Source organism: Roseicella sp. DB1501 (assembly GCF_013112485.1).
GTDB lineage: Bacteria > Pseudomonadota > Alphaproteobacteria > Acetobacterales > Acetobacteraceae > Paracraurococcus.
Genome location: NZ_JABFHG010000001.1, coordinates 451,151 through 465,944, shown reverse-complemented (window position 1 = coordinate 465,944; position 14,794 = coordinate 451,151). Strand labels below are relative to the sequence as shown.

General features: G+C 73.5%; 16 protein-coding genes. 11 read left to right on the top strand and 5 right to left on the bottom strand.

Annotated elements, in window-relative coordinates:
* The first annotated feature begins 7 nt into the window (after positions 1 to 7).
* Genes HJG45_RS02255 through HJG45_RS02240 form a run of 4 tightly spaced genes read left to right on the top strand, consistent with a single transcriptional unit; the run spans position 8 to position 2,797 of the window.
* On the top strand, positions 8 to 499 hold the full coding sequence (locus HJG45_RS02255; protein ID WP_254452225.1) for a chemotaxis protein CheW: 492 nt from the start codon (positions 8 to 10) through the stop codon (positions 497 to 499).
* Between the two features lie 2 nt (positions 500 to 501).
* Positions 502 to 894, top strand: coding sequence for a response regulator (locus HJG45_RS02250; protein ID WP_171610432.1), 393 nt, complete (start codon positions 502 to 504; stop codon positions 892 to 894).
* Complete coding sequence (cheB, locus tag HJG45_RS02245) at positions 891 to 1,973, top strand: chemotaxis-specific protein-glutamate methyltransferase CheB (protein ID WP_408902005.1); 1,083 nt, start codon at positions 891 to 893, stop codon at positions 1,971 to 1,973. Before HJG45_RS02250 ends, cheB begins: the two co-directional genes overlap by 4 nt.
* Complete coding sequence (locus HJG45_RS02240; protein ID WP_171610431.1) at positions 1,970 to 2,797, top strand: protein-glutamate O-methyltransferase CheR; 828 nt, start codon at positions 1,970 to 1,972, stop codon at positions 2,795 to 2,797. Before cheB ends, HJG45_RS02240 begins: the two co-directional genes overlap by 4 nt.
* 226 nt (positions 2,798 to 3,023) lie before the next feature.
* Here HJG45_RS02240 and ctrA read toward each other — a convergent pair whose 3' ends face one another.
* On the bottom strand, positions 3,024 to 3,761 hold the full coding sequence (gene ctrA, locus HJG45_RS02235) for a response regulator transcription factor CtrA (RefSeq protein WP_171610430.1): 738 nt from the start codon (positions 3,759 to 3,761) through the stop codon (positions 3,024 to 3,026).
* 179 nt (positions 3,762 to 3,940) lie between these two features.
* On the opposite strand from ctrA, the gene HJG45_RS02230 reads away from it, so the two are divergent.
* The 4 genes from HJG45_RS02230 (at position 3,941) to HJG45_RS02215 (ending at position 6,513) form a co-directional block, all read left to right on the top strand.
* A complete protein-coding gene (locus HJG45_RS02230; protein ID WP_171610669.1) occupies positions 3,941 to 5,257 on the top strand; it encodes a FliI/YscN family ATPase in 1,317 nt (438 codons plus the stop codon).
* The gene (locus HJG45_RS02225) at positions 5,244 to 5,645 is read left to right on the top strand and encodes a hypothetical protein (RefSeq protein WP_171610429.1); all 402 of its coding nucleotides are present in this window, start codon (positions 5,244 to 5,246) and stop codon (positions 5,643 to 5,645) included. Before HJG45_RS02230 ends, HJG45_RS02225 begins: the two co-directional genes overlap by 14 nt.
* Before the next feature lie 189 nt (positions 5,646 to 5,834).
* Positions 5,835 to 6,134 carry a hypothetical protein gene (locus tag HJG45_RS02220; protein WP_171610428.1) on the top strand — a complete coding sequence of 100 codons (300 nt, stop codon included), beginning with the start codon at positions 5,835 to 5,837 and terminating at the stop codon, positions 6,132 to 6,134.
* A gap of 7 nt (positions 6,135 to 6,141) precedes the next feature.
* Entirely contained in the window at positions 6,142 to 6,513 is a 372-nt protein-coding gene (locus HJG45_RS02215) for a hypothetical protein (RefSeq protein WP_171610427.1), read from the top strand.
* Positions 6,514 to 6,537: 24 nt separating this feature from the next.
* Here HJG45_RS02215 and hppD read toward each other — a convergent pair whose 3' ends face one another.
* Positions 6,538 to 7,641 (bottom strand): 4-hydroxyphenylpyruvate dioxygenase, encoded by a 1,104-nt coding sequence (gene hppD, locus HJG45_RS02210; RefSeq protein WP_171610426.1) that lies wholly within the window; start codon positions 7,639 to 7,641, stop codon positions 6,538 to 6,540.
* Between the two features lie 27 nt (positions 7,642 to 7,668).
* Positions 7,669 to 8,505, bottom strand: a complete 837-nt coding sequence (gene phhA / locus HJG45_RS02205; RefSeq protein WP_171610425.1) for a phenylalanine 4-monooxygenase — start codon at positions 8,503 to 8,505, stop codon at positions 7,669 to 7,671.
* A 114-nt stretch (positions 8,506 to 8,619) separates the two neighbouring features.
* Here phhA and HJG45_RS02200 point away from each other — a divergent pair, with 114 nt between their 5' ends.
* A complete protein-coding gene (locus HJG45_RS02200; RefSeq protein WP_174890349.1) occupies positions 8,620 to 9,093 on the top strand; it encodes an Lrp/AsnC family transcriptional regulator in 474 nt (157 codons plus the stop codon).
* 129 nt (positions 9,094 to 9,222) lie between these two features.
* Here HJG45_RS02200 and HJG45_RS02195 read toward each other — a convergent pair whose 3' ends face one another.
* Positions 9,223 to 10,467 carry a flavin-dependent oxidoreductase gene (locus HJG45_RS02195; protein ID WP_171610424.1) on the bottom strand — a complete coding sequence of 415 codons (1,245 nt, stop codon included), beginning with the start codon at positions 10,465 to 10,467 and terminating at the stop codon, positions 9,223 to 9,225.
* A gap of 22 nt (positions 10,468 to 10,489) precedes the next feature.
* Complete coding sequence (locus tag HJG45_RS02190) at positions 10,490 to 11,647, bottom strand: serine hydrolase (RefSeq protein ID WP_171610423.1); 1,158 nt, start codon at positions 11,645 to 11,647, stop codon at positions 10,490 to 10,492.
* A 187-nt stretch (positions 11,648 to 11,834) separates the two neighbouring features.
* Here HJG45_RS02190 and mmsB point away from each other — a divergent pair, with 187 nt between their 5' ends.
* Both mmsB and HJG45_RS02180 read left to right on the top strand, forming a co-directional pair.
* A complete protein-coding gene (gene mmsB, locus HJG45_RS02185; RefSeq protein WP_171610422.1) occupies positions 11,835 to 12,713 on the top strand; it encodes a 3-hydroxyisobutyrate dehydrogenase in 879 nt (292 codons plus the stop codon).
* A gap of 148 nt (positions 12,714 to 12,861) precedes the next feature.
* The gene (locus tag HJG45_RS02180; protein ID WP_171610421.1) at positions 12,862 to 14,646 is read left to right on the top strand and encodes a PAS domain-containing protein; all 1,785 of its coding nucleotides are present in this window, start codon (positions 12,862 to 12,864) and stop codon (positions 14,644 to 14,646) included.
* Positions 14,647 to 14,794 lie beyond the last annotated feature (148 nt).

Genomic DNA, 14,794 nt, shown 5'->3' with positions numbered 1-14,794 from the left:
GGGCGTGATGCACCAGGACATGGCCGCCGTCGCCGGGGGCCTCGCCGCCGCGCGCCCGGGGCGTGGCCCCGCCGCGGCGGACGAGGCCTTCCTCACCCTCGTCGTCGCCGGGCAGCTCTGCGGCGTGCCCGTGCTGGCCGTGCGCGACGTGCTGGGCAGCCAGGCCATCACCCGCATCCCGCTCGCGCCGCCCGAGGTGGCGGGCAGTCTCAACCTGCGCGGCCGCATCGTGACGGCGATCGATCTCCGCCGCCGGCTGGGCCTGCCTCCGCGGGAGGAGGGCACCGCGATGAGCGTGGTGGTCGAGCGCGAGGACGAGCTCTACTCGCTGCTGGCCGATTCGGTGGGCGAGGTCCTGCCGCTGCCGGCGCGGGATCGGGCGCCCAACCCGCCGACGCTCGATCCGCTCTGGCAGGGCGTGGCGCGCGGCGTGCACCGGCTGGGCGAGAAGCTGCTGATCCTGCTCGATGTCGAGCAGGTCCTGGCGATCGGCGCGTGACCATGGCGGGGGCGGAGGGCACCATCCTGGTGGTCGATGACAGCCGGGTGGTGCGGAAGGCGGCGCGGCGCATCCCCGAGACGCTCGGCTTCCAGGTGAGCGAGGCGGAGGACGGCGCCCAGGCACTGGCGGCCTGCCGCGCGGCGATGCCGCGCGCGGTGCTGCTCGACTGGAACATGCCGGTCCTGGACGGCATCGGCTTCCTGCGCGCCGCCCGCGCCGAATTCGGGCCGGACCGGCCGGTGGTGGTGCTCTGCACGACGGAGGCGGCGATGGAGCGCATCATGGAGGCGCTCGAGGCCGGGGCCCAGGAATACATCATGAAGCCCTTCGACGCGGTGCTGCTGCAGGACAAGCTGGTCCAGGCCGGGCTGCTGCCGGACCTCGCCGCGTGACCGATCCCAGCCCGTCCGCCATCTCGGTCATGCTGTGCGACGACAGCGCGACGGTGCGCAACGCCTTGGCCCGGCTGCTCGAGACCGATCCGGCGATCCGCGTCACCCTCAGGGCGGCGAACGGCGCCGAGGCGGTCTCGGCCCTCGCCCGCCTGCCGGCCGCGGCGCGGCCGCAGATCGTGCTGCTCGACCTCGAGATGCCGGTGATGGACGGCATGACCGCCCTGCCGCTGCTGCTGCGGCAGGCGCCGCGTCCGGCGGTGATCGTCGCCAGCGCCCTGACGCAGCGCGGCGCCGCGGCGGCGATGGCCGCGCTTCGCGCCGGCGCCGTCGACTACATCCCGAAACCGGCCGCGGCCGGGGGCGGCCTCGCCGATCCCGCCTTCCGCGCCGAGTTGCTGGCCAAGGTGCGGGGATGGGCGCGCATGGGCCGCGCCGCCCGGCCGGCCGCGGCGCCGCCCTCGATCGAGCCGGCGGCGCTGCGCCGCGGGATGCGTGCCATCGGCATCGGCAGCTCGACCGGCGGGCCGGCGGCGCTGACGGCGCTGCTGCAGGGGCTCAGCCGGCCGCCGCCGGTGCCGGTGCTGGTGACGCAGCACATGCCGGCCCGCTTCACCACCATGCTGGCCGATCATCTGGACCGGCTCGGGCACCTGCCCTGCGCCGAGGCGCGGGATGGCGAGGCGCTGCGGCCGGGCCGCCTCTACCTCGCGCCCGGCGACCGGCACCTGTTGGCCGAGAGCCGCGGCGGCGGGCTTGTCGCCCGGCTGTCCGACGCGCCGCCCGAGCATTTCTGCCGGCCGGCGGTCGATCCGATGCTGCGCAGCCTGGCCGCCGCCTGCGGCGGGGCGGTGCTGGCGGTGATCCTCACCGGCATGGGACAGGACGGGCTGCTCGGCTGCCAAGCTGTGGCCGAGGCCGGCGGCCTGGTGCTGGCGCAGGACGAGGCGAGCTCGGTGGTCTGGGGGATGCCGGGCGCGGTGGCCCGCGCCGGGCTCGCGCAGCGGCTGCTGCCGCCGGCCGGGCTGGCGGCGCAACTCCTCGCCCTCGGCGCGGCGCGCGCGGGATGCGCGGCATGAACCCGCGCAGCTTCGCCTTCGTCGCCGAGCTGGTGAAGGGCCGCTCCGGCCTCGTCCTCACCGCCGAGCAGGGCTACATGCTGGAGACGCGCCTCGGCCCCATCCTCAGGCGCGAGGGGCTGGCGGGGCTGGAGGCGCTGGTTGAGCGGCTGAAGGGGCCCGGCGGGCACCGCCTCGCCGAGGCGGTGACCGAGGCCCTGACCACCAACGAGAGCTCCTTCTTCCGCGACGGCAAGCCCTTCGAGCATCTGCGGCGCATCCTGCCGGGGCTGGCGGCCGCCCGCGGCGCCGGGGCACCCTTGCGGATCTGGTCGGCCGCCTGCTCGACGGGGCAGGAGGCCTATTCCATCGCGATGATCCTGGCCGAGCTGGCGCCGCTGCCGGGCGGCGTCCGCGCCGAGATCCTCGGCACCGATATCGCGCAGGAGGTGGTGGCGCGCGCCCGGCAGGGGCTCTTCTCGCAATTCGAGGTGCAGCGTGGCCTGCCGGCGCGGCTGCTCGTCCGGCATTTCCGCCAGGAGGAGGGGCGGTGGCAGGTGGCGCCGGAACTCCGCGGCATGGCCCGCTTCGAACGCTGGAACCTGCTCTCCGACCTGCGGCCGCTCGGCCGGTTCGACGTGATCTTCTGCCGCAACGTGCTGATCTACTTCGATGCCCCGACCAAGACCCGGGTGCTCGAGGCGATGGCGGCGCAGCTCGCCCCGGATGGCGTCCTCTATCTCGGCGGGGCGGAGACGGTCCTCGGCCTGACCGGGCGGCTGGTGGCGGTGCCGGGCGAGCGCGGCGTGTACCGGCGGGCGGAGGCGGTGGCGCTGGCGGGATAAGCCGCGCCGCGGCGCGATGGGCGTATCGCGTCAGGACATGCCGGCCCGGCGGCGCGCATTCGCCGCGGCCAGGGCGCCAGGCGGGGCGGGTCGATCATCCATGGCAGCGATGGGATTGGCGGCGATCGCGCCGGCGCCGTGGCGGATGGGGCAGGGTGGGCCGCCGACGCGGACAGGCCCGGCGCGCCCGGCCTTGGGCGGGGCAGTCTTGCGGCTCCGACCCGGCTCAGGCGGCGGCCGCCGTTGTCGTCGTCTCCACCGCCGGCGCCATGTCCATTCGGGCCGTCGCCGCGCTCGGCTCGCGCAGCACGTAGCCGCGGCCCCAGACCGTGCCGATCAGGTTGTCCGCGCCGGCCTGGGCCAGCTTCTTGCGCAGCTTGCAGATGAAGACGTCGATGATCTTCACCTCCGGCTCGTCCATGCCGCCATACAGGTGGTTGAGGAAGCCTTCCTTGGTCATCACCACGCCCTTGCGGAGCGTCAGCAGCTCGAGGATGGCGTATTCCTTGCCGGTCAGGTGGATCTCCTGGCCGTTCACCGTCACCTCGCGCGAGTTGAGGTTCAGCACCAGCGGGCCGGCGGTCAGGCTCGGCTGCGAAAAGCCCTTGGTCCGGCGCACCACCGCCTGGATGCGGGCGACCAGCTCCTCGCGGTCGAAGGGCTTGGTGATGAAGTCGTCGGCGCCCATGCTGAAGGCCTTCACCTTCGCCTGCGGCCGGTTGAGGCCGGAGAGGATCAGCACCGGCGTCTCGACCCGCGCGGCGCGCAGCCGGCGCACCACCTCGTAGCCCTCCATGTCCGGCAGGACCAGGTCGAGGACGACGACGTCGTAATCATAGAGCCGCGCCAGTTCGAGGGCCTCCTCGCCGGTGTCGACCGCGTCGACGACCATGGCGGCCGCTTTCAGCAAGGCGACGATGCCGCGAGAGACGGCCAGATCGTCCTCAACCAGTAGAGCGCGCATCCTTGGGTTCTCCACACGTTCCGCGTGCAAAAACTATCATCTCCGCGCGATGTGTGAAGGAGAAATTCACCTGAAAGTTGTCTTATTTTCCGAGACTTGCCCTTTGAAAGGTGAAGCTTATTAGCCCGCTCCAAAACGCAAGGCCACAAAATCAGCGGCTTGTCCGGCAACAGGTCGCCATCGGGGCGCTTCGGCGCCTGCCGCCCATTCAAAGACACGGCAGGGTTGTATCCGTCGATAGCGTCTCATTTACCATCGAGGGTCTCGCGCCCTGGCTTGCCCTCGGTGCCCGGCTCGACCTGCCCGGTGCGGGAGGCGAGCCCGTGCCGGGCGAGGTCGTGGCCCTGCGCCATGGGTTCGCCACGGCGCTCGCCTTCGCGCCGCCCGAAGGCATCGGCATCGGCACCCCGGCCAGGCTCGCGCCGCCCGCCGCCCTCGCCGTGGATGCAAGCTGGCTCGGCCGGGTGCTCGACCCGCTGGGCCGGCCGCTCGACGGCCTCGGCCCGCCGCGCCCGGGACCCCGCCTGCGCCCCCTGCGCGCGGCGCCGCCCGCGGCGGGGCAGCGGGCCCGGCTCGGGCCGCGGCTCGATCTCGGCGTGCGGGTGCTGGACGCCTTCGCCACCTGCCGCCGCGGCCAGCGCCTAGGCCTCTTCGCCGCATCGGGCGTCGGCAAGTCCACCCTGCTGTCGATGCTGGCGAGCGGCGCCGATTGCGACGTGGCGGTGCTCGGGTTGGTCGGGGAGCGCGGCCGCGAACTGCGGGAATTCCTCGAGGACGACCTGGGGCCGGAGGGCATGGCGCGCGCCGTCACCATCTGCGCCACCTCCGACAGCTCCGCCCTGATGCGGCGCGAGGCCGCCTATGCCGCGATGACCGTCGCCGAGCATTTCGCGGCGGAGGGCAAGCAGGTCCTGCTGCTGATCGACAGCGTCACCCGCTTCGCCATGGCGCTGCGCGAGATCGGCCTCGCCGCGGGGGAGCCGCCGGCGACGCGCGGCTACACGCCGGGTGTCTTCGCCGAGCTGCCGCGGCTGCTGGAGCGGGCCGGGCCGCGCGAGGACGGCAATCCGGGCGCCATCACCGGTCTCTTCACCGTGCTGGTCGAGGGCGACGACCATGACGAGCCCGTCGCCGATGCCGTGCGCGGCATCCTCGACGGCCATGTCGTGCTCGACCGCCGCATCGGCGAGGCCGGGCGCTACCCGGCCGTGGACGTGCTGCGCAGCCTCTCGCGCACCGTGCCCGGCTGCCTGCTGCCGGACGAACGGGTCCTGATGCAGCGGGCCCGGCGCATCCTGGCGCTGCAGGCGGAGATGGCGGACCTCGTCCGGCTCGGCGCCTATCGCGCCGGCACCGATCCGGCGGTCGATGAGGCGATCCGCCTGGCGCCGCGGATCGAGGCGATGCTGGCGCAGGGCAAGGGCGAGCGCGGCACCGTCGCCTCCGCCTTCGCCGCCCTGGCGGATGCGCTGGAGGGCGCGGATGATGGCGGCTGACGGGCTCGGCGCCCTGGCGCGGCTGCGGCGGCTGCAGGTGGCCGAGGCGAAGCGCCGGATGGGCCAGATGCTGGCGCAGGAAGCCGCGGCGACGGCGCGGCTCGAGACGGCGAGCCTGGCGCTGCGGGCCGAGGCGGCGGCGGATGCCGTGGCCTGGCGTGGCTGGCTCGGCCGCGGCCTGGCCGAGCGGGATCGCGCCGCATTGGCGCAGGACCAGGCGGCGGCGCGGCGCGATCAGGCGCAGGCGGCCCTGGCCGAGGCGCGTGCCGCCGAGCGGGCGGTCGAGATGCTGCGCGAGCAGCGGGCCGCCAGCGCCAGGCGCCGCCGCCTGCGCCGGGAGCAGGGGCTGCTGGACGATGCGGCCCGGCGCGGCGCGGCGTCGCGGTGAGGCGCGGCATCCCGGCCGTGGCGCCGGAGAACGCAAACCCGGAGTGCGCAAACCCGGACAACGCATGCCCGGCCAGCCGCGTTGGGGGTGATGCGCGATCCGCGGATCGGCGCGGAAAGCAACAGGCCAGGGCCTGTCCCGAGCACCGACATGCGCGGGACATGCGCCAGGGATAAGGGAGGTCAGGCCGTGCGCTGGCTTCGGAACGGCGCGATCGTCGCCATGCTGGCACCGCTGCCCGGCGGCGCCGCCTCGGCACAGCCCGCCCCGCAGGCGGCACCGCCGGAGCGGATCGGGCCGGTCTGGGATCACCGGGAGCATCAGCCCAACCCGGCAGAGATCGAGGCCCGCGAGCGCGCCCGCGGCGTGATCGGGGAGACGCGGCAGGACGGCGCGCGGGAGGTTGACCGGCTCTTCCGCGATCTCACGGGCAGCGATCCGGCGGCGCAGCCGCAATCCACTCGCATGCGGGACGCCGACCGGCGCTGAACCCGTCATGCCGGACAGCACCACCGATTGTGCATCGGGGCCGCTTGCGCCCATGCTGCACCGCTACCGGAGGGTTCCCATGCGCGCCCGAATTCCAGCCGTCCTGTGCATCGCCCTCGCCATCGGGGCTCTCGGCATGGCAGGGGAGGCCACGGCGCAGCCGGCCGGCCCCGGCGCCCAGCCGCTCGACAACCGGGAGCCGCAGCCCGGCCAGGTGCGCGAGCGCGAGCGGGCGATCGGCATCATCCCCGACCAGCAGCAGAGCCGGAAACAGGAGCAGACGGTGGACCAGCTCTATCGGGAGCTCACCGGTTCCGAGCCGAACGCGCCACAGAAGCCGCAACCTGCGCGCCCGGACCGGACCGCGCCCGCGCGCTGAGCCGGCCCCGGGACCTCGCCCCGCCTATTGCGCCGCCAGGACGCCGCGGCGGATCTGATCGAGCTCGATGCTCTCGAACAGGGCGCGGAAATTGCCCTCGCCGAAGCCCTGGTCGCCCTTGCGCTGGATGAGTTCGAAGAAGATCGGGCCGATGACGGTGCCGGTGAAGATCTGCAGCAGCCGCCCGCCCTCCGGCGTCGGCGCGCCGTCGGTGAGGATGCGGTTCCGCGCCAGCCGGGCGATCTCCTCCGGCGCGAGGTCCGGCATGCGCTTCGGCAGCAGCTCGTAATAGGTGTCGGGCGTGTCCATGAAGGCGATGCCCGCCGCGCGCATGCCCTCGACGCTGGCGAAGATGTCCTGGGTGCCGAGGGCGATGTGCTGGATGCCCTCGCCGCCATAGGCGCGGAGGTATTCCTCGATCTGCGACTTGTCGTCGCTGCTCTCATTGATCGGGATGCGGATCTGGCCGCAGGGCGAGGTCAGGGCGCGGGACTTCAGCCCGGTCAGCTTGCCCTCGATGTCGAAGTAGCGGATCTCGCGGAAATTGAAGAGCTTCTCGTAGAACTGCCACCAGACATCCATGCGCCCGCGATGGACGTTGTGGGTGAGGTGGTCGATGACGGTGATGCCCTGGCCCTGCGGCCGGGCCTCGGCGTCCTCGATCCAGCGAAAGTCGATGTCGTAGATGCTGCCGCGCGGCCCGTAGCGGTCAACGAAATAGAGCAGCGAGCCGCCGATGCCCTCGACCGCCGGGATGTTCAGCTCCATCGGCCCGACCTTGCCGGTGACCGGCTTCGCACCGAGCGCGATGGCGCGCTGGTAGGCGGCAGCGGCATCGGCGACGCGGAAGGCCATGGCGCAGGCCGAGGGGCCGTGCACGCGCTGGAAGGCGCTCGAGAAGCTCTCCGGTTCGGCGTTCAGGATGAAGTTCACCTCGCCCTGGCGCCAGAGGGTCACCTGCTTGCTGCGGTGGCGCGCGACGGCGGTGAAGCCGAGCTGCGTGAACAGCGCCTCGAGCGCCGGCAGGTCGGGGCCGGTGAACTCGACGAATTCGAAGCCGTCGGTGCCCATCGGATTGGCATCCGAGACGATGCCGGCCAGGGGCGTGCGATCGGGCGGGATGTCCATGCGGCGTTTCCTTCGATGGGTGTGGTGTCAGGACACCGGCTGGTCCTCCGGCGCGGCCGCGCCCGGTGGGATCGGCGGCGCGTCGCGTGCCTCAGCGAGCAGCGCGGGCAGGCGCGGCATCGCCGCGAACAGCTCGGCATAGCTGTCGAGGACGAAATAGGTCGGTTGCAGGTCGTCGATGAAATACTCGCTGCGCAGCACGCGGCGCGGCTCGAAGCGCAGCCGGCGGGGCGTCCGCGAGGTGGTGGCGTGGACCGTCTCGGCCGAGGAGCTGAGGATGCCGGCACCATAGGCGCGGATCTGGCCGGCCTCGCGGATCAGGCCGAACTCCACCATATGCCAGTAGAGCCGAGCGAGCGGCTTCAGCGCGCCGAGCCGCGCCGCCGTCTCGCCCAGCCGGCCATAGGCTTCGAGGAAATCGGCGAAATCAGGCTGGGTCAGCAGCGGCACATGGCCGAAGGCGTCGTGGAAGATGTCCGGCTCGACGACGTAGTCGAGCTCCTCCGGACGGCGGATCCAGCGCGTCACCGGGAAGCGGCGGGCGGCGAGATGGCTGAAGAAGGCGGCGTCGGGGATCAGCCCCGGCACGGCGACCAGCGTCCAGCCGGTAGCGGCGCGGAGGCGACTGGAGGTGAGGGCGAAATCGGGGATGCCGCCGGCGAAGTCGAGCTGCGCCAGACCGCTGCGATAGGCGATGGCGGCATGTTGCGGCAGCAGCCGCGCCTGCCGGGCATGGAGGGTCCGCCAGGTGGCGTGATCCGCCTCGGCATAGTCGCCCCAGCGTTGCGGCAGGGTGAAGTCGGGCCGGGCGGCGGCATAGTCGCCGCGCAGTCCGGCGGGCAGGTTCCAGAGGCTCCCTTCCATCGTTGCCGCTCCCCGTCTCGCAGCAAGAATGCCGCAAGGGCCGGAGGGGTTTTCGGCGAATTTTGGTCCGCGCCAGACTAGACTTGGGGAAAATCACCAGAAGGCAGCCCGGCCATGGCGAAATCCGCCATCGAACTCGATGCCATCGACCGCCGCATCCTGCGCGCCCTGCAGCGGGACGGGCGCCTGCCGGTGGTGGCACTGGCCGAGCAGGCCGGCCTCTCGCCGACGCCCTGCCAGCGCCGGCTGCGGCGGCTGGAGGAGGCCGGCGTCATCGCCCGCTATACCGCGATGCTCGATCCCGGCCGGCTCGGCCTGCCGCTGCAGGCCTTCGTCATGGTGGCGCTCGAGAGCCATGCCGAGGAGGTGGTGGAGCGCTTCCACAAGGCGCTGGCCGAGCGGCCGGAGGTGCTCGCCGCCTATGCGATGAGCGGCGAGATGGACTACCTGCTGCACGTCCTGGCGGCGGATTTCGAGGCCTATGCCGAATTCGCCCTGAAGGCGCTGCTGCGCATGCCCGGGGTGAAGGAGACCCGCAGCTCCTTCGTGCTCACCGCCCTGAAGCCGCCGGGCGACGTGCCCGTATAATCATCCCCACGACGTCGCTGCGCGACGCCGCTGGGGGCCCGGTGAGTCCCCTCGGGCCCGCGGTGCGTCACAGCCTGCCGCGGCGAAGCCGCGGCAGGGCAACGGGCGGTGCCAAGGCGGCCTGGTGAATCAGGCCGGACGGGGGACCGACCAGCTCTCGCGCCGGTTCAGCGTCTCCGGGTCGAAGCCGGCGATGCGCTTGTAGCCCATCACGGTCGCCTCCAGCTCCGCCCGCGGCACCACCGCGTCGAGATCGGTGAAGCCCTCCGGCGCGCGCGCATGCACCAGGTCCATCACCCGGTCCGGCCCGTCGCCGCGATTGGCCTCGACCACCGCCGCGGTGGCCGGCCGGCGCAGCGCCTCGTAGGCCGCGAGCGCCGCCGGGATGTCCGGATGCGTCGCCAGTTGCAACGCCAGGAAGCGGGCATCGAGGATCGCCTGCGAGGCGCCGTTCGAGCCGATGGGGTACATCGGATGCGCCGCGTCGCCGAGCAGCGTCACCCGGCCCTGGGTCCACCAGGGCAGCGGGTCGCGGTCGACCATGGGGAATTCATAGACCGCCTCGGCGGCTCGGATCAGCCCCGGCACGTCCAGCCAGTCGAAGCGCCAGTCGGCGAAGATCGGCAGGAAATCCTCCACCTTGCCCGGCCGGTTCCAGTCCTCCCGCGCCCAGGGCGTGTCGGCGGGGAAGCGCCGCTCGGCGATCCAGTTGACCAGCAGCCTGCCATCCGGCGCGGCGCCGATCGGGTAGCAGACGAATTTCGTGTCCCGGTGCCCGGCCTGCACCATGGAGGCGCCGGTGAGGAAGGGCGGCGCCCAGCTCACCGCCCGCCAGAGCAGCGCGCCGTTCCATTTCGGTGGCCCCTCCGCGGGGAAGAAGGCGGCGCGGACGGCGGAGTGGATGCCGTCGGCGGCGATCAGCACCTCCCCCCGCGCCGTGCCGCCATCGGCGAAGCGGGCGGTGACGCCGGCGCCCTCCTGCTCGAAGCCCGTTAGCCGCCGCCCGGCCTGCACCCGCTCCGCGCCGAGCCGCGCCCGCGTCGCCTCCCAGAGCAGCATCTGCAGCCGGCCGCGATGGATGGAGTATTGCGGCCAGCGATAGCCGGCGGCGAGGCCGCGCGGCTCGGCCCAGATGGTCTGGCCGAAGCGGTTGGCGTAGCGGAACTCGCGCGTGGCGATGCCGGTCGCGGCCAGCGCCTCGCCAAGGCCGAGCTCGGTTAGCTCACGCACCGCATGCGGCTGCAGGTTGATGCCGACGCCAAGCGGCCGGACCTCGGCGGCGCTCTCGAACAGATGCGCCTCGATGCCAGCCGCGTGCAGCGCCAGCGCCGCGGTCAGGCCGCCGATGCCGCCGCCGATGATGATCGCCCGCATGCCGCTCCTCCCGCGCCCCGCATCATAGCGGCGGCGGCGCCTCGCCGCCCAGCAGGCGGCGCAGGGCGGCGACGAAATCCGCGACCGCCTGGCGATGCGCCCGGTCGGTCTCGGGCGGGACGTGCGGCGCCTGCGGGAAGGCGCCGAGCGTGACCACGGCCAGCCGTTCCGCCCGCAGGATGTCGATGCGCTGGCCGGCGAAGCCGAGGGCCGAGATCAGCCCCTTGCCGAGCCACCAGCAATAGCCGTAATGGGTGATGCCCGGCGCGCGCGGCTCCGGCACCGGGAAGCGCGGCGCGGCCATCGCCTCCACCCAGCCCTCGGGCAGGATGCGGCGGCCGGCGATCACGCCGTCATCCAGGACGAATTGCGCGATGCGGCCGAAGTCGCGCAGCGCCATGCCGGCGCGGCTGCCGCCGATCTCCTGCCCGCCTTCCGATTCCAGCGTGTAGAAGGCCTCGAATTCCATCCCCGCCGGCTGCCAGAGCCGCGCCGAGAGGTAGTCGGCGAGCGGCATCCCGACCGCGCGGGTGAGGCAGGCGCCGAGCAGGAAGGTGTCGCCGGAGTTGTAGAGGAAGCGGCTGCCCGGCGGGCAGTCGCGCGGCAGCGCCGCCATCTGCCGCAGCACCCCGCCCGGCTGCCTGGCGGCGAGGGCGCGGCTGTAGCGGTTCACGTCGCTCTGCGGGTCGGAATAGACCTCGGTCCAGCGGATGCCGGAGGACATGGTGAGCAGGTGCTCCAGCGTCACGCTGTCATAGGCGGTGCCGCGCAGCTCCGGCAGGTGGCGCGTCGCCGGCTCGGCGACCGAGGCGATGGCGCCGTCCCGGATCGCCGCGCCGACCAGCAGGGCGGTGAGCGACTTCACCGTCGACATGGTGCTCCAGCGATCGCCCTCGCCGAGGCCGAGCCCGTAGCGCTCCAGCCGGATGCGCCCGTCCTGCACCACCAGCAGCCCGGCGAGGCAGTTCCGGGCCATGAAGGCATCGACCGCATGCCCGGCGGCGGCCAGCGCCGCGGCGATGTCGGAGCCGCGCTCCCAGGCGCGCGGCGTGCCGCGCCGGACCACGCGATGCGCGAAGAGCCGGTCGACGATGCGATAGCCCCAGGGCTGCAGGCTCGGCGGGTAGAGCAGGAAGTCGCCGGCCGGCGGCAGGCAGTCGGCGGGCAGGGCAGGGGGCAAGCGGCGGGTCTCCCCAGGGATCGGCCCGGCATCCTGCCGTGGGTAGCGGCGCCTGTCATGGCGGCGGGATGTCGTGGAAGCGGGCCTGGGCCGCCCCCGGCCGGCGGGGTGCAGGCTGGGGTCGGCCGGGCGTGACGCGCGGGCGCGGCTTCCCTACCCTGCGCCGAGGCATCGGGAGGAAGACGCCATGGCACGCATCGGCTTCGTCGGCTTGGGCAACATGGGCGGGCCGATGGCACGCAACCTGCTGAAGGCGGGCCATGCGGTGGCGGGCTACGACCTCGTCCCGGCGGCGCTCGAGGGTTTCGCCGCGGCGGGCGGCCAGCGCGCCGGCAGCGCCGCCGAGGCCGCTTCCGGCGCCGAGATCGTCATCACCATGCTGCCGGCCGGGCGGCATGTGCGCGAGGCCTGGCTCGGCGCCGGCGGCATGGCGGCGGCCTGCATGCCTGAGGCGGTGCTGATCGACTGCTCGACCATCGACGTGGCGACGGCGCGCGAGGTCGCCGCCGGCGCCGGCCGGCCGATGCTCGACGCGCCGGTCTCGGGCGGCACCATGGGCGCCGAGGCGGCGACGCTCACCTTCATGGTCGGCGGGCCGGCGCCGGCCTATGCCACGGCGCTGCCGATCCTGCAGGCGATGGGCCGGACCATCGTGCATTGCGGCGATGCCGGCGCCGGCCAGGCAGCCAAGGTCTGCAACAACATGATGCTGGCGGCGAACATGATCGTCACCGCCGAGGCCTTCGTGCTGGCCGAGAAGCTCGGCCTCACGCATCAGGCGCTGTTCGACGTGGCGAGCAAGTCTTCCGGCCAGTCCTGGGCGCTGACCTCCTACTGCCCGGTGCCGGGTCCGGTGCCGAACAGCCCGGCCAACCGCGACTACCGGCCGGGCTTCGCCGCCGCGCTGATGCTGAAGGATCTCGGCCTGTCGCAGGAGGCCGCGGCGACGGCCGGGGCGGCGACGCCGCTCGGCGCCCAGGCGCTGGCGCTGTACCAGCGCTTCGTCGAGGCGGGCGGCGGCGAGGTGGATTTCTCCGGCATCATCCGCCTGCTGCGCGAGGGCTGAGGCTCGCCCGGCATCCGCCGGCGAGTATCGGGGAGGCGCCGTGGGCGCCGCGCGACCGGGACCGAGCCGCGGTATTTCGTTGCTTTCGGAGCGGATTCACGCTTCCGGGTGCTCACACCCGTCCGCGATCTGCCATAGCCCTGCCCTTATGGTCCTTCGCCCCGCCTCCAGCCTCGCCAGCCTCCTCGGCGCCCTCGATCTGCTGCCCGTGCCGACGCTCCTGCTCGAGCGTCCGGCCCTGCGCCTGCTGGCCGGCAACCGCGACGCGGCGGCGCTGCTCGATTGCGAGGCCGGGCAACTCGCCGGGCGCTGGGCCGCCCTGCTCGGCAGCGCGGCTGGGGCGGCGCTGCGCGAGCGGCTCGCCGCGGTCACCGGCGGGGACCAGGCCGAGGCCTTCGAGGCCCAGCTCCCCCTGACCGAGACCAAGGCGCGCGCAACGCTGGTCCGGGTCCAGGCGATCGAGATCGAGGGCCGCAGCTTGCTCTCGGTGGGGCTGACCGACGTCACCCGGCAGCAGCGGGCCGAGGCGCGGCTGGCGCGGCTGCAGCGGCGGCTGGATGCGGCGCTGGCCGGCGCCGAGCTCGGCGCCTGGCATCGCAACCTGCGCACCGACATGGTCGAGGTGTCGGGGCGCTGGTGCGCCATGCTCGGCCTGCCGCCGATGCGGGCGCTGCCGATCCCCGCCTGGCGCGAGCTCGTCCATCCCGCCGACCGGACGGTGCTGCGCGACCACATGGAGGCGATCCTCGGGGGCGAGGTTGACCGCTACGAGCTGGTGCTGCGGCTGCGCCATGCCGATGGCCATTATGTCCCGGTCCTCTCCCGCGGCGTGGTGATCGAACGCGACCCGGCCGGCCGGCCGCTGGTGATGACCGGCACGCATCACGACCTCACCGCCCTGCACGCCTCCGAGGCGGCCCGGGTCGAGAGCGAGCGCCAGGCCCGGCGCCGGCTGGTCGAGCTTGAGACGCTCTACCATCTCGCGCCGCTCGGCCTCGCCCAGTTCGACCGCTCGCTCCGCTTCGTGCGCATCAACGAGGCGCTGGCCGAGATCAACGGCTTTCCGGCCGAGGCGCATATCGGGCGGCTGGTCTGGGAGCTGGTGCCGGACCTGCGGGAGGCCGCCGAGCCGCTCATGCGGCGGGTGCTCGACCAGGGCGAGACCATCACCGATATCGAGTTCACCGGCGAGACCGCGAAGGCGCCCGGGGTCAAGCGCGACTGGCTGGAGCAATTCTACCCGCTGCGCGATCCGGAGACGCAGGAGATCATCGGCTTCGGCATCGTCTGCGAGGAGGTGACGGAGCGCAAGCGCGCCGAGCGGACGCGCGAGCTGCTGCTGCGCGAGCTGGATCACCGGGTGAAGAACCTCTTCGCGGTCATGAGCGGCCTGGTGACCTTCAGCGCCCGCGAGGCGGTCTCGCCGGGGTCGATGCGCGAGACGCTGCTCGGGCGGATCGGGGCCCTGGCGCGGGCGCATGACCTGGTGCGGCCGGCGATCGCCGGCGGTGTCGGCGGCGCGCAGTCCACCAGCCTGGCCGCCCTGCTGCGCGCCCTGCTGGCGCCCTTCGGGGGCGAGGAGGACGCGGCCGGGCGGCTGCGCCTCGAGGGACCGGAGATGCCGCTCGGCCCGGCCGCGGCGCCGCCGGTCGCGTTGGCGCTGCACGAGCTGGCGACGAATGCCGCGAAATACGGCGCGCTGTCGCGGGAGGGCGGCACGGTGCTGATCGGCTGGTCGGCCGAGGCGGACTGCCTCTCCCTGCGCTGGACGGAATGGGGCGGGCCGGCGGTGGCGGTGCCGGCGCGGCGCGGCTTCGGCCACCGGCTGGTGACGCAGAGCGCCGCGCAGCTCGGCGGCTCGGCGCAGTTCCGCTGGGCGCCGGAAGGGCTCGCGGTGGAGCTGCGCCTGCCGCTGGAGCGGTTGGCCGGTTAGAACTCCCCCTGAAGCCGCTTCGCGTCTTCTGGGGGCCTCGTGAGTCGCCGCCTGTCCGAGAACCGTCACAGCCTGCCGCGGCGAAGCCACGGCAGGACAACGGGCAACGACGGCTTTGACGGCCACCTTATGGCCCGGGCATCTCGCC

What these genes read in the sequence shown, in the direction of transcription:
- phhA (WP_171610425.1), bottom strand. Translation starts at nt 8,505, where the DNA reads ATGGAAGGGAGCCTCTGGAACCTGCCCGCCGGACTGCGCGGCGACTAT.
- HJG45_RS02240 (WP_171610431.1), top strand. Translation starts at nt 1,970, where the DNA reads ATGAACCCGCGCAGCTTCGCCTTCGTCGCCGAGCTGGTGAAGGGCCGC.
- HJG45_RS02195 (WP_171610424.1), bottom strand. Translation starts at nt 10,467, where the DNA reads ATGCGGGCGATCATCATCGGCGGCGGCATCGGCGGCCTGACCGCGGCG.
- HJG45_RS02250 (WP_171610432.1), top strand. Translation starts at nt 502, where the DNA reads ATGGCGGGGGCGGAGGGCACCATCCTGGTGGTCGATGACAGCCGGGTG.
- HJG45_RS02200 (WP_174890349.1), top strand. Translation starts at nt 8,620, where the DNA reads ATGGCGAAATCCGCCATCGAACTCGATGCCATCGACCGCCGCATCCTG.
- HJG45_RS02255 (WP_254452225.1), top strand. Translation starts at nt 8, where the DNA reads ATGCACCAGGACATGGCCGCCGTCGCCGGGGGCCTCGCCGCCGCGCGC.
- HJG45_RS02215 (WP_171610427.1), top strand. Translation starts at nt 6,142, where the DNA reads ATGCCGGACAGCACCACCGATTGTGCATCGGGGCCGCTTGCGCCCATG.
- hppD (WP_171610426.1), bottom strand. Translation starts at nt 7,641, where the DNA reads ATGGACATCCCGCCCGATCGCACGCCCCTGGCCGGCATCGTCTCGGAT.
- HJG45_RS02180 (WP_171610421.1), top strand. Translation starts at nt 12,862, where the DNA reads ATGGTCCTTCGCCCCGCCTCCAGCCTCGCCAGCCTCCTCGGCGCCCTC.
- HJG45_RS02225 (WP_171610429.1), top strand. Translation starts at nt 5,244, where the DNA reads ATGATGGCGGCTGACGGGCTCGGCGCCCTGGCGCGGCTGCGGCGGCTG.
- ctrA (WP_171610430.1), bottom strand. Translation starts at nt 3,761, where the DNA reads ATGCGCGCTCTACTGGTTGAGGACGATCTGGCCGTCTCTCGCGGCATC.
- mmsB (WP_171610422.1), top strand. Translation starts at nt 11,835, where the DNA reads ATGGCACGCATCGGCTTCGTCGGCTTGGGCAACATGGGCGGGCCGATG.